We start from the raw sequence: 12,503 nt of genomic DNA, 5'->3' as shown, positions 1-12,503 counted from the left end.
GTGGCGCGTCAGGCGACGCCCCGCAGCGGTCCCAGCGCTTGCAACCGCCCGGTCAGTTCGGCGGTGCAGGCGACGACGACGTTGCCCAGCCGCAGCCCGTCGCCGGCAAGGAAGTCGTTGGTCCAGCCGCCCGCCTCGCGCACCAGAAGCAGGCCGGCCAGCGCGTCCCAGGCATTGATGTGCAGTTCGACATAGCCGTCGCTGATGCCGGCCGCGACATTGGCGAGGCCCATCGCGCCCGACCCGCAGCGGCGAAACTCAATGTCGTCGGCGATCATCTGGGTGATCAGGTCGAGGCTGAGCGCCAGCGGGCGACGCGCCGACCAGCCGACCTCAACCACCGCCCCGCCGCCATGGCGCAGGCCGCTGGTGCGCAGCGGGCGGCCGTTCAGGGTCGCCCCCTGGCCGCGGCGGGCGACGAACAGCTGGTCGAGGTCGGGGGCATGGATCACGCCGATCTCGACGGCACCCCGATGGACCAGGGCCAGAGAGACGCACCAGTTGGCCGTGCCGTGGATGTAGTTGGTCGTGCCGTCGATGGGGTCGACCACCCAGACCAGTTCGGCCGGATCGCCGCCGGCCTCCTCGCCGATCACCGGGTCGCCGAATGCCTCGTCGAGGCGCCGACGCACCAGCGCTTCCACCGCAAGGTCGGCCGCGGTGCAGAAATCGATGCTGCTCTTGGTCTCAACCGCGCCCAGCCCTTGGCGCATGGACCGCGCCAGGGCTCCCGCCTCGGTGGCGAGGTCGATGGCGAAACGCAGGCGGTCGTCGAAATCGGTCATGACAGGAAAGCTCCGCCGGCAGCCGGCAGCGCCGGCCCGGGATGTCTTGGGTAGAAGGGACGGGGGAAAAAGGGAGCGGGACGGGCGGATCAGGGCGGAACGATGGTGACGCCCCGCGGCGCGAAGCCGACGCTGACGGCATCGCCGACGGACAGCGGCGCATCGACGTCCGGGGTTCGCGCGAACAGCATGACCTCGCGGCCGCCCAGCGCCACGGCCACCTCATACTCCATGTGGTCGCCGAGATAGGCCGCGAACTGCACCCGGCCCGGCAAGCCGTCGGACGGATCCTGGCTGAGTGCGAGGCGGATCGCGTTGGGGCGCACCGCCAGATCGACCGGCCCGTCGGCCAGATCGCGGTGCGGCAGCGCCAGGGCCGCCATGCCGGTGGCCATGCCCACCCTCACCCGGCCCAGCGCACCGTCCCGCCCCTCCAGCAGCGCCGGAACGATGTTGGCGTCGCCGATGAAATCGGCGATGAACCGGCTGGCCGGCCGCTGGTAGAGGTCGCGCGGCGTGCCGTCCTGGGCGATCCTGCCGCCGGCCATCACGATGATGCGGTCGGACACCGCCAGCGCCTCCTCCTGGTCGTGCGTGACGTAGACCACGGTCAGCTTCAGCGACTGCTGGAGTTGCCGGATGTCCTCCCGCACCTGCCGGCGCATCTTGGCGTCCAGGTTCGACAGCGGCTCGTCGAACAGCAGGACGCGCGGCTCCAGCACGATGGCGCGGGCCACGGCCACCCGCTGCTGCTGGCCGCCCGACAATTCGCTGGGCAGGCGGCCCTCCAGCCCGGCGAGGCCGACCAGGGCCAGCTTGTCGCGCGCCGCCTCCAGCGCCGCGCGCTTGGCCATGCCGCCGACCGTCAGCCCATAGGCCACATTGTCGAGGATGGTCATGTGCGGAAACAGGGCGTAGCTCTGGAACACCATGCTGACGTCGCGTTCCGCCGCGGAGCGGGCGGTGACGTTCTCGCCGCCGATCAGGATGGTGCCGGACGACGCCTGCTCCAGCCCGGCGATCATGCGCAGGGTGGTGGTCTTGCCGCAGCCAGACGGCCCGAGCAGCGTGACGAGTGTCCCCGCTTCGATGGAGAAAGTCAGCTCGTGCACGGCGGTGAAGGCGCCATAGCGCTTGACGACGGAGCGGAACTCCACCGCCGGCCGGGCGCTGGCAACTGCCGGAGCCGGGGCCGGCTCAAGGGTCGTCGTCCCGGAGGACGGGGTCCGGATAGGGGTCATGCGTTGACCTTCGAGGCTGAAGTGCTGACGGGCAAGGCGGCGGTGCGGCGGCCCAGGCGGCGTTCGCCGACCAGCAGCTGGATCGCCAGCAGCGCCACCACCATGATCGCGATGAGGGCGGAGGAGTAGGCGATGGCGAGGCCGTATTCGCCGACCTCGGCCCGGCCGACGATGTAGGCGGTGGCGAGGTTGTATTTGGCCGTCACCAGGAAGATGACCGCGCTGACGCTGGTGATGGCGCGGACGAAGCTGTAGACCATGGCGGTGACGATGGCCGGGCGCAGCAGCGGCAGGATCACCCGGCGCAGCGTGGTGAAGGACCGCGCCCCCAGCGTCAGCGACGCCTCGTCCAGGCTCTTGTCGATCTGGCTCAGGGTGGCGATGCCGGCGCGGATGCCGACGGGCATGTTGCGGAAGACGAAGGCGATGATCAGGATCAGCCCGGTCCCCGTCAGTTCCAGCGGCGGCGTGTTGAAGGCGAGGATGTAGCTGACGCCGATCACTGTGCCGGGGATGGCGAAGCTCAGCATCGTCAGGAACTCGAACGCCCCGCGGCCGAGGAAGGACTGGCGCACCAGCAGATAGGCGGTCAGCAGCCCGAGCGCCGCCGTCAGCGGCATGGCGACCAGCGACACGCCCAGCGTCGTGAACAGCGAATCCCAGGCGGATCCGCTGAACCACCAGCCGTTCGGCCCGGTTTCGATGCCGAAGGCGGTCTGGTAATGGATCAGCGTCAGCGTGTTGTCGCGCCCCAGGCTTTTCATGAAGCCGCCGACCAGGATGGTGCCGTAGACCAGCACGGTCAGCCCCGTCCACAGCGCCGCGACGGCCGATGCGGCGATCCGCACCCCCGGCGGCAGCGGGCTGGGCAGGCCGGCATCGCCCTTGCCGGCCACCGTGGTGTAGGACCGGCGGCCGAGCCACCGTCGCTGCGCCAGGAAGGCCGACAGGGTGAAGGACAACAGGATGATCGCCAGCACGGCGGCCCGTCCCTGGTCATGGGCGGCACCGACCACCGCATAGAAGATCTTGGTCGACAGCACGTCGAAATTGCCGCCGAGCACCAGCGGGTTGCCGAAATCCGCCAGGCTTTCGATGAAGGAGATCAGGAAGGCATTGGCGAGGCCGGGACGGATCAGCGGCAGCGTCACCGTGCGGAAGGTGATCCACGGGGTGGCGCGCAGGGTCTGCGACGCCTCCTCCAGCGTCGGGCTCACCCCTTGCAGCACGCCGACCAGCACCAGGAAGGAAATCGGCGTGAAGGCGAGGATCTGTGCCATTGCCACCCCCGGCATGCCGTAAATCCAGCGCGAGCGGGGAATGTCGAACAAGGTGGACAGCAGATCGGTCACCACGCCGGCGCGGCCGAACAGCAGGATGATGGCAAGCCCGATGACGAAGGGCGGCGTGATCACCGGCAGGATCGAGGCCAGCCGCAAGGCCGCCTTGTAGCGGAAGCCGGTGCGCACCGCGATCAGCGCGAAGGCCAGCCCCGTGCCGGTGGTCAGCACCCCGACCACGCCCGCCAGGGCCAGCGTGTTCCAGGCCACCCCACATGTGCTGCCGGTGCCCAGCACGCAGCCGAGGCCCCAGATGCCGCTGTCGGTCAGCTTGTCGAACAGACCCACGACCGTCAGCCGGCCGTCGTTGTCCTGGACCGCCGACAGCAGGATGGTGACCACCGGGAAGCCGACGAAGACCAGGATCGAGCCCAGCACCAGCCCGATGGAGGCGACGATGAAGACATCGCCTTTGCACCAGCCGCGCAGCGCCAGCCCATGGGCGCCCAGCACGAGGCAGACCACCGCATAGGCGGCGGCGCCCAGCCCCAGGCCCGGCTGGGTGACGGCGAGGCTTTCCACCAGCAGCCAGCCGAGCCCGCCGGCCCCGGCGGCGGTCAGCCACGCTGACCGCGCCCGTCCGTCCGCTCCGCCCTTTGCTCCGCCCGTCGCCCGCAAGCCGGCCAGCGCCGCCAGCAGCGGCAGGACCGACGCCAGCAGCCACGGCCGTCCCAGCAGCAGCCCCTGGATCAGCGCCGGCATGCCGTCACCGGCGGAGGGGCCGTTCTGCGGACCGCCCGGCCAGAAGACCGGCCAGACGCCGCCGATGTGCCAGGGCAGGACAAGCACCGCCGCCCAGCCCGCGGCCAGCCAGAAACCGAGATGTCGTTTCATGATCGCGGGACCTATCTGGACAGGGACTTGACCTCGTGATCCCACTTGGCGAGCAGGCGGGTGCGTTCCGCGCTCGAGCCGTAGCGCGCGAAGTCGTAGGAAATCAGCTTCATCCGGTCGACACGCGGCGATTCCGGCGGGATCTGGGCGCCGCTGTTGCTGGGAATCTGGAAATTCCTGGCCTTGGCGCCCAGCGCCTGCACCTCGGGCGTCAACGCCCAATCGTAGAAGATCTTGGCGGTGTCGGGGTTGCGCGCACCCTTGACGAGGCTCATAGAGCCGATCTCGTAGCCTGTGCCCTCGCACGGCGCGACGATGGCGACCGGGGCGCCGGCAATCGCCTCCACCAGCAGGTCGTGCTGGAACGCGATGCCCAGCATGGTTTCGCCCTGCGCCGCCGACTTCGCCGGAGCCGCGCCGGATTTGGTGTACTGGTTGACGTTGCGGTGCAGCCTCTTCAGGTAATCGAAGGCCGCATCCTCGCCCATCAACTGCACCATCGTCGCCAGCATGGTGTAGGCGGTGCCGGACGAATTGGGATCGGCGATCTGGATTTCGTCCCGGAAATCGGACTTGACCAGATCGGACCAGCAGGCGGGGGCCGCGATCTTGCGCTTGGCCAGCAGGTCCTTGTTATAGCCGAAGCCGAGCGCCCCCATGTAGATGCCGACCGTCCGGTAGCCGGAGATTTCCGCCTGGCGGATCGCCCAGCCATACAGCCTGTCGAGTTCCGGCGACTTGTACGGCTCCGTCAGCCCCTCTTCCGCCGCCTGCAAATGAGGATCGCCCGAGCCGCCGAACCAGATGTCGGCCTTCGGATTGGATTTCTCGGCCCGAAGCTGTGCATAGACCTCGCCCGCGCTCTTGCGGGTCATCAGCGCCTTGATGCCGGTCTTGCGCTCGAAGGAGGTCACCACCTCGCGGCACCAGTCCTCGTTGACCGAGCAGTAGACGACCACCTCCGACGCGGCGGCCGGCGACGGCCCGGCCAGGACGGCCAGCCCCGCCGCCGCGGTCACCGCCAGCACCATCGAGCGCAGGCGCTTCCGGCCGGCGGCCGTGGCCGGGCGTCGTGTTTTGCAATGCATGAAGTTCCTCCCTTCAAGGAAACGGACGGCTTCTTTCGGCGATGTCGGCATGGCCGGCCGCTTTGAATTGTTTATGCACGCGCGTTCATTCGTACGTCACGCTATTTGAGATGCGAACAACTGTCAATCCCCAGACAGATGCGTTACTCCGGAATCATGCCGAAGGCGGGAGATACGCACATCAGCCTGGAAACGGCGAAAAATAGCGGTCATAGCACCCTTCACACAGCGGGACCGATCAAACGGCACCCACCAAAAGGTCGAAACCCCACCCCGACCGCCATCGTCGCGGAAGTTTCTAGTGCTGCACGCGCGTGCATTATAGTGCCGTATTCAGTGAAATTTCCGGGCGGCGCATAGCGCTTGCGATCGTCCGGTTTCGCCCTCAGTATCCCTTGGCAACGATCCGGATGCGGGCAAGGGACGGAACCCCAGTGTCGTCAATGAAGTCGCGGGTGACCGCCCAGCAGGTGGCCGATATGGCGGGCGTTTCACGCTCGGCGGTTTCCCGCTGTTTCGGCGATGGGCTGGTGTCCGAGGAGACGCGCAAGCGCATCATGGCGGCCTCGGAAGCGCTGGGATACCGCCCCAACGTCATTGCCCGCTCGCTGACCGGCCAGAACACCGGCCTTGTCGCCCTGCTGCTGGCCGAACTGGAGAATCCGCACACCGATCTGGTGCTGAAGAAGCTGCTGGTGGCCATCGCGGAGGCCGACAGGCGCGCCCTGGTCATCCCGGAGACACGGCAGCACGATCTGACCAGCTCGACCATGCATGCGCTCGATTATCAGGTGGATGCCATCGTGGTGATGGGCGGAACCGTGTCGGACCATGTCGTCGACCGGCTCCGCGCGCTCGACACTCCGGTGTTCCAGTTCGGCCGGCAGATCGAGGGGCTTGGCGGGGTGGCCTGCGACAACCGGCTCGGCGGGCTGATGGGCGGCCGCTTTCTGGTGCAGTCCGGCCGGCGCCGCATCGCCTATGTCACGAAGACGGCGCAGACCGACGCCAATCGGCGGCGCCGGGCCGGGCTTGCCGCCGCGCTGGAGGATGCCGGCCTGCCCTTCATGGAGGAGGAGTCCGAGGACAACAGCTTCGAAGGCGGCTACAACGCGGCAACGCGGCTGTTCGCCCGCTCGGACCGCCCCGACGCGCTGTTCTGCTTCAACGACATCATAGCGCTGGGCGCCCTCCAGGCTGCCGCCACCTTCCGTTTGCGGGTGCCGGAGGATGTTGCGGTCCTCGGCTTCGATGACATCCCCATGGCCTCCTGGCCGGCCTTCGGCCTGAGCAGCCTGCGCCCGAACCTCGACAGCCAGGTCGGCCGGCTGATGGCGATGATCGAGGGCATCGGCAAGGGGAGCCCGCCGAACCGCGAGGTCGATCTCGTCCTGCCCGAACTCGTGGTCCGCCGAACCGCGGTTTGAAGCGCGCCGGGTTTTCCGTGGTGCGATCTCCCGGCCCGCTTCGGGAACCGGAAGCCCCCCACCGCCGCCACCGCAACTGGTGTGAAAGCGGCGTTTTCGAGCGCGCCGGTCCTCGACACCGACGAAGCCCCGGCGACCGGCGACTCCCATTTGTATTCTTGGCGATCGATGAAGTGACAGCGCTGGCGAAGAGCGGCAGCGGACGCGGCACCGGGCCGTCGTTCAGGACAACGGGTCGATTCGCTTCATCGTCTTGCGGCAATGGATCAGTGCGTCGCGAATCATGAAGTTGACCAGCGTCGGCGACACACCGAGGGTGGCGGCGATGTCCTTCTGGCTGTGGCCGTGGATCCGGTGCATCTCGAAGGCATAGCGGGTCCGCTCCGGCAGATCGGCCAGGGCGGACTCAAGCGTTTGCAGAAGTTCACGGTTCACATTTACGTTTTCCGGCGACGCCGCCTCCGGCGTGCTTACCGCCTGCCCTTCCTCCTCTGCCACGAGCAAGCGTGACTCCATGCCCTTCCGGCGGTAATGATCGATTGCCAGGTTACGGACCACCATCATCAGGTAGCCCGCCTTGGCCCGGATGGAACTGGTCGATTCCGCACCCAGAAGCTTCAGAAAGGCATCCTGGACAACATCTTCGGCATGGTGGCGACAGCCGGTGATCCGCTCGGCCACCCCGATCAACGAGCGCCGGTGCGTGGTGAAGACGTCGCACAGGGTCTGGCTTTCGACGGATCCGACCTGTCGCATGGAGAGTTCCTTGTGCAGAGTGAAGCCACGGTGGGGTTGCAATCCCTCTGGCTTGACAAGCTGCCGCAGGCTAATGCAACTGACAATCATTTGCAAACAAGGAAACGGCAGAATTTCTCCGTGCGGTTTCCAGCGTGCGTTGTAGGGGCTTTGGATGACCGATCGTCTCGCGGGGCTCCGCCCAACCACCCGGAGCCGGGGTGCCGGCCATCGGCCTCCTGCGCTCGGCTGGCTGGCGGCCTGCCGGGTCGCGGCCGGTCGGACGACGGTCTGGACGGCGGTCTGGACGGCGTCGCTGGGCTTGCCCGCCCCTGCCCTTTCGGCCTCCATCGACCCGGCTCCCGCTCCGTCCGACATCGGGCAGCCGGCAGCACAGGAGCCGGCAGCACAGGAGATGCTGCTGGAGATCCCTGCCCTGCCCCTTCGGGAGGCGCTGACCAGATTGGGCCGCCAGACCGGCTTGCAGATTCTCTACAACCCCGACCTTTTGGCCGAACGCCGCTCGCGTGCGCTGTCGGGGCGGATGGCCCCGGCGGATGCCCTTTCCATCCTGCTGAGCGGAACCGACCTCGCCTTCGAGATGCGGGAGCGGATGGTGACGATCGGCCGGCTCCAGGAGAATCCCGGATTCCTTCCGGCCCTGACGGTGGAAGGCCGCCCGCCATCCGCGGGGCTGGCAGCGCGGCTCCCCAGCCACGGCGGCAGTGCCGGCAAGACCGCAACGCCCATCGAGGAATCGCCGCAAGGACTTTCCATCGTCACGCGGGAAGATCTGGACCGGCGCGACGTCCAGGACATCAATGCCGCCCTCTCCTACAGCGCCGGGGTTCGCCCCATCGACTACCCCGGCGGCCAGGGTGCCATCGACGTCTTCGTTCGCGGTTTCCGCCAGAGTTCGGAGTCCGTCATGATCGACGGGCTGCGCAGCGGCTACAACCCTTACGGGCTGGAGTACGAGCCTTTCGGCGTGGAACGGGTGGAGGTGCTGAAAGGCCCGGCCTCCACACTCTATGGAGCCATGCCACCCGGCGGAGCCATCGCCCTGACCAGCAAGCGCCCGACCGGCACCCCGCTCCATCGGCTCCAGCTGCAGGGCGGAAGCCATGACCGGAGGCAGGTCACGGCCGACCTCGGCGACCGGATCGACGCCGAGGGGACGCTTCGCTATCGCCTGACCATGCTGTCACGACGAAGCGGCACACAGATCGAACGCACCCCGGACGACCGCCTCTATGTCGCGCCCGCCCTGTCCTGGTCCGCTGGAGAGAAGACCGACATCACGCTGCTCGCAAGCTGGCTCGATTTCCGAAAGATGGGGGCGGAGCAGAGCTTCCCGGCAGCGGGGACGGTGCTGGACAATCCATACGGCCGCCTGGACTCGAGCCTGTTCCTCGGCTATCCCGGACTGAGTTCCTACCGTTCGCGCAGCCTGTCGGCCGGCTACGATATCCGGCATGCCCTGACCGGGGACTGGATGCTGAATCAGACCCTGCGCTACAGCCGCAGCCGCGTCGGCTATCTGTCGAGCTGGGCGTCCTCGGGCCTGCTGGAGGCGGACCGCTACTACCGCTTCGGGTTGCAGGACCGGCCCAAGACCAGTTCGACGCTGCTGGTAGATACCAACCTGCAGGGCAGCGCCGCCACCGGCCCGCTGCGCCACAGCCTGCTGGCGGGACTCGACCATGGCCTCTACCGGGCACACGAGACGCGGCGGAACGGCACGGTGGCCGATGCGCTCGACGTCTTCGATCCGGTCTATGGCGGCTCCTATGGCTGGGACGCGACGCTTGCCCGCGACCTGACCGACCGCATCCGCCAGACCGGCCTCTATGCCCAGGACGAAATCGCCGCCGGCAACTGGCGGCTGACGCTCGGTGGCCGGCTGGACTGGAGCCGTACCGGGACTGTCGGCCGCCTGTCCGATGGTCCACTGGTGGAGACGACGCAGGTCGACCGGGCCTTCACCAAACGCATCGGGCTGGCCTACCGCTTCGAAAGCGGCCTGACGCCCTATGCCGGCCACTCGACCTCCTTCCAGCCGAACAGCGACAGCGACGTGCAGGGCCGCCCCTTCTCGCCGAGCCGGGGAACACAGCTGGAAGCCGGGCTGCGCTACCGGCCGAAGAGCTTCGACGGTCTCTTCACCCTGTCCCTGTTCCGTGCCGTTCAGCGCAACCTCACTGCCGCCGACCCGGACAATCCCGGCTATTCCATCCAAACCGGAGAGGTGCGGTCGCGCGGCGTCGAACTGGAGGCGAAGGCGGCTCTCGATGCCGCGACCGACTTGACGGCGGCCTACAGCTACACCGACGCGCGGGTCACCCGCGACACGCCTTACCCTGGCGGAACCGACAGGACGGGAAAGCGGGTGGCCTCGGTACCGCGTCATGCCGCCGCGGTCTGGCTGCATCGGCATATCGACGATGGAGCGGCCGGCGGTCTGACCGCCGGCATCGGAATGCGCTATGTCGGTGCGACCTACAATGCCGCGAACAGCATGCGCGTCCCCTCCTACATGCTGGCCGATGTCAGCCTCGGCTACGATCTGGGACGGCTCCGCCCGGCACTCGACGGCGCCGGTCTCACCGTGACCGCGACAAACCTGTTCGACCGACGCTATTTCTCGCCGGGATTCTACGAGAACTCCGTTTTCTACGGCAACCGCCGGGCAGTTCTGGCCACCCTGTCCTACAGTTGGTGACGACCGTCAGCCAGCCTCGGCCAAATTCCGGCGCAGCACATCGGCGATCAGATCCTGCGCTTCCTCCGCCTCGTCCACCAGGGCGCCCATCCGCAGGAAATCGTGGGTCATCCCGGCATAGATCCGCACATCGACGGGAGCGCCGGCCGCCGCCAGCTTGTGCCCGTAGGCGATCCCTTCATCGACCAGCGGATCGCATTCGGCCAGCACGAGCAGAGCCGGCGCCAGCGAGGCCGCGACACCGGGTGAAAGCTCCGCCAACAGCGGCGAGAAGCGGCCGTCCCGCCGGTCGGCCTCCTCACCGGCATAATGGCGATAGAACCACTCCAACGTCGCCCGCTCCAGCAGATGCCCTTCCCCGTACCGGCATAGGGAATCGGTTTCGGCCGTGGCATCGGTCACCGGATAGATCAACACCTGCAGACGCGGGCGCGGCAGGCCGGGATCCGCGGCGGCCCGCAGGCTGATCGCCGCTGCGAGACTGCCGCCGACGCTGTCGCCCCCCACCGCCAGACGGCCGCCGTCGAGCCCCAGTGCCGCGCCAGCCCCGCCGAGCCAGTCCAGCGCGTCCAGCGCATCGTCGAAAGCCGTGGGAAAGCGATGCTCCGGAGCCAGACGATATCCCACCGACAGGACCGCAACCCCGCTCTTCGATGCAATCGCCCGGCACAGCCCGTCATGGGAGTCGAGGCTGCCGACGACATAGCCCCCGCCGTGGAAGAAGAGCAGCACCGGAGCCGGCATCGCCGTCCGGTCGGCGGAATAGAGACGGGCCGGCAGCACGGCACCGTCGCGGGTCGGGATGGACAGCTCCTCCACCCGCTCCACCGGCTCGCCGCCGGGGTTCATCATGCGGGAGGTGTGCTCGAAGGCGAGCCGGGCCTCCGCTGGCGACAGGGCGTGCATCGGCTTCATCCTGCCGCCCTCGCGTCCACCCGCGGCGAGCGCGAGGAAGGCGGCAATATCGGGGTTCACAGGCATCGGTCGTTACTCCCGGTCCGGATGGGCGCGCTCACTCCGCGGCATCCGCTAGGTCAGAGGTCGGAGCGTCGGTAGGGGCATCGGGCCGTTCCGCCGCCGGCCCCGCCAGATGTTCAGCGATGTCCGCCAGGAAGCCCTCGTCGCGCGGCGCCTCGAAATGACCGCAGCCGAGTGTCCGCCAGGGCAGCGGGCGTCCGCCAAGCTGCGTCTCCAGGCGCAGCCGGTCGGTGTCGCGGGCTGCGATCCACCAGCCCTGCACAGCGGCATCGATCGGCAGGCAGGCAGGCAGGGCTACGGACAGCCGCTTCAGATGGCGGGCGGTCAGGAAGGCCTGGGTCAGCTCCTCCGCCCCCATCGCGGTCCCCAGTCCTTCGGCACTGCCGGTCCGGGGAGCATCGAGCATCGGGGAGATGACGCTCCTGATCGCGTCGGCGTCTTCGGACCCGGCCGCGGGAGGGCCGACAGCCACTCCCGGCAACATCACCGCAAGGAAGCCGGCGAGATCGTCGCGCCAGTCATCCAGCCCAACCTCGCCGATTTCCCGCGATGGCACGAAGGGGTCGAGCAGGGCAAGGCGCCGCACACGCTGCCCCCGGCGCTCCAACTCGGCCGCCATCAGCGCGGCAATCGTTCCTCCCAGCGACCAGCCGAGCAGCTCGTAGGGGCCCTGCGGCTGCCGCGCCCGCAGCAGGTCGACATAGTCTCGTGCCATCTCCTCCAGCGAACGGTCCCGCCATGCCGGATCGAGCAGCATGCGCGACTGGATCGCCAGCACGCTTCGACGCCCATCGAGGCGACGGGCCAGCGGTTCATAATCGAAGACCGTGCCGAAGCCGGCATGGATGCAGACCAGCGGCGGCTGTCCGGCAAGCGGCCGGTTCAGGGCCATGATCGGCGACGCTCCGCCCTTCGTCGCATTTGTTTCCGCAGCAGTCCCGAGCAGTTCGGCGATGGTCGGCTTGCGGATGAGGTCACGGAGCTTGAAGGACACCCCAAGCGGCTTCAGCGACCTTGCACGGGTCACCAGCTGGATGGAGAGGATGGAGTCTCCGCCCAGCTCGAAGAAGTTGTCGGTGACGCCGACGCTGTCCAGCCGCAGCAGCTCGCACCACAGCGCCGCCAGGGCGCGTTCGGCCGCGCTGCGCGGCGGCACCCGGGATGGCGACGACGCCAGCTCCGGCTCGGGCAGCGCCTTGCGGTCCAGCTTGCCATTGGGCGTCAGCGGCAACCGTTCCAGCACCACGAGATGGGCAGGCACCATGTAGTCCGGCAGCGCCGCCTTCAGCCCGCCGCGCAGCCGCTCGACAAAGCCGTCACCGGCAACCCCGTCGCCGACCGGCACGACATAGC

General features: G+C 68.3%; 9 protein-coding genes. 2 read left to right on the top strand and 7 right to left on the bottom strand.

Annotation, left to right across the window (positions count from 1 at the left end):
- Positions 1 to 8: 8 nt before the first annotated feature.
- From CRT60_RS19640 to CRT60_RS19625, 4 genes are all read right to left on the bottom strand, one after another.
- A complete protein-coding gene (locus CRT60_RS19640) occupies positions 9 to 785 on the bottom strand; it encodes an inositol monophosphatase family protein (protein ID WP_098738224.1) in 777 nt (258 codons plus the stop codon).
- 89 nt (positions 786 to 874) lie between these two features.
- Positions 875 to 2,026, bottom strand: a complete 1,152-nt coding sequence (locus tag CRT60_RS19635; protein WP_098738223.1) for an ABC transporter ATP-binding protein — start codon at positions 2,024 to 2,026, stop codon at positions 875 to 877.
- The gene (locus CRT60_RS19630; protein ID WP_098738222.1) at positions 2,023 to 4,200 is read right to left on the bottom strand and encodes an ABC transporter permease; all 2,178 of its coding nucleotides are present in this window, start codon (positions 4,198 to 4,200) and stop codon (positions 2,023 to 2,025) included. Before CRT60_RS19630 ends, CRT60_RS19635 begins: the two co-directional genes overlap by 4 nt.
- A gap of 11 nt (positions 4,201 to 4,211) precedes the next feature.
- Positions 4,212 to 5,288 carry an ABC transporter substrate-binding protein gene (locus tag CRT60_RS19625; protein ID WP_280177231.1) on the bottom strand — a complete coding sequence of 359 codons (1,077 nt, stop codon included), beginning with the start codon at positions 5,286 to 5,288 and terminating at the stop codon, positions 4,212 to 4,214.
- Between the two features lie 443 nt (positions 5,289 to 5,731).
- Between CRT60_RS19625 and CRT60_RS19620 the strand changes: the two genes are divergently transcribed.
- Positions 5,732 to 6,715 (top strand): LacI family DNA-binding transcriptional regulator, encoded by a 984-nt coding sequence (locus CRT60_RS19620; protein WP_244592698.1) that lies wholly within the window; start codon positions 5,732 to 5,734, stop codon positions 6,713 to 6,715.
- 222 nt (positions 6,716 to 6,937) lie between these two features.
- Here CRT60_RS19620 and CRT60_RS19615 read toward each other — a convergent pair whose 3' ends face one another.
- Positions 6,938 to 7,471 carry an RNA polymerase factor sigma-70 gene (locus CRT60_RS19615; protein ID WP_098738220.1) on the bottom strand — a complete coding sequence of 178 codons (534 nt, stop codon included), beginning with the start codon at positions 7,469 to 7,471 and terminating at the stop codon, positions 6,938 to 6,940.
- Between the two features lie 154 nt (positions 7,472 to 7,625).
- Between CRT60_RS19615 and CRT60_RS19610 the strand changes: the two genes are divergently transcribed.
- The gene (locus tag CRT60_RS19610) at positions 7,626 to 10,172 is read left to right on the top strand and encodes a TonB-dependent siderophore receptor (RefSeq protein WP_098738219.1); all 2,547 of its coding nucleotides are present in this window, start codon (positions 7,626 to 7,628) and stop codon (positions 10,170 to 10,172) included.
- A gap of 6 nt (positions 10,173 to 10,178) precedes the next feature.
- On the opposite strand, the gene CRT60_RS19605 is transcribed toward CRT60_RS19610, so the two are convergent.
- Both CRT60_RS19605 and CRT60_RS19600 read right to left on the bottom strand, forming a co-directional pair.
- Positions 10,179 to 11,153: an alpha/beta hydrolase gene (locus CRT60_RS19605; RefSeq protein WP_098738218.1), complete on the bottom strand. Its 975-nt coding sequence runs from the start codon at positions 11,151 to 11,153 to the stop codon at positions 10,179 to 10,181.
- A 31-nt stretch (positions 11,154 to 11,184) separates the two neighbouring features.
- A partial coding sequence (locus CRT60_RS19600; RefSeq protein WP_161958095.1) for an alpha/beta fold hydrolase occupies positions 11,185 to 12,503 on the bottom strand: 1,319 nt, incomplete at its 5' end.

This window comes from Azospirillum palustre (assembly GCF_002573965.1).
GTDB classification, from domain to species: Bacteria; Pseudomonadota; Alphaproteobacteria; order Azospirillales; family Azospirillaceae; genus Azospirillum; species Azospirillum palustre.
This window is presented reverse-complemented; position numbering and strand designations above follow the sequence as displayed.

What these genes read in the sequence shown, in the direction of transcription:
- CRT60_RS19610 (WP_098738219.1), top strand. Translation starts at nt 7,626, where the DNA reads ATGACCGATCGTCTCGCGGGGCTCCGCCCAACCACCCGGAGCCGGGGT.
- CRT60_RS19615 (WP_098738220.1), bottom strand. Translation starts at nt 7,471, where the DNA reads ATGCGACAGGTCGGATCCGTCGAAAGCCAGACCCTGTGCGACGTCTTC.
- CRT60_RS19640 (WP_098738224.1), bottom strand. Translation starts at nt 785, where the DNA reads ATGACCGATTTCGACGACCGCCTGCGTTTCGCCATCGACCTCGCCACC.
- CRT60_RS19635 (WP_098738223.1), bottom strand. Translation starts at nt 2,026, where the DNA reads ATGACCCCTATCCGGACCCCGTCCTCCGGGACGACGACCCTTGAGCCG.
- CRT60_RS19625 (WP_280177231.1), bottom strand. Translation starts at nt 5,288, where the DNA reads ATGCATTGCAAAACACGACGCCCGGCCACGGCCGCCGGCCGGAAGCGC.
- CRT60_RS19620 (WP_244592698.1), top strand. Translation starts at nt 5,732, where the DNA reads ATGAAGTCGCGGGTGACCGCCCAGCAGGTGGCCGATATGGCGGGCGTT.
- CRT60_RS19630 (WP_098738222.1), bottom strand. Translation starts at nt 4,200, where the DNA reads ATGAAACGACATCTCGGTTTCTGGCTGGCCGCGGGCTGGGCGGCGGTG.
- CRT60_RS19605 (WP_098738218.1), bottom strand. Translation starts at nt 11,153, where the DNA reads ATGCCTGTGAACCCCGATATTGCCGCCTTCCTCGCGCTCGCCGCGGGT.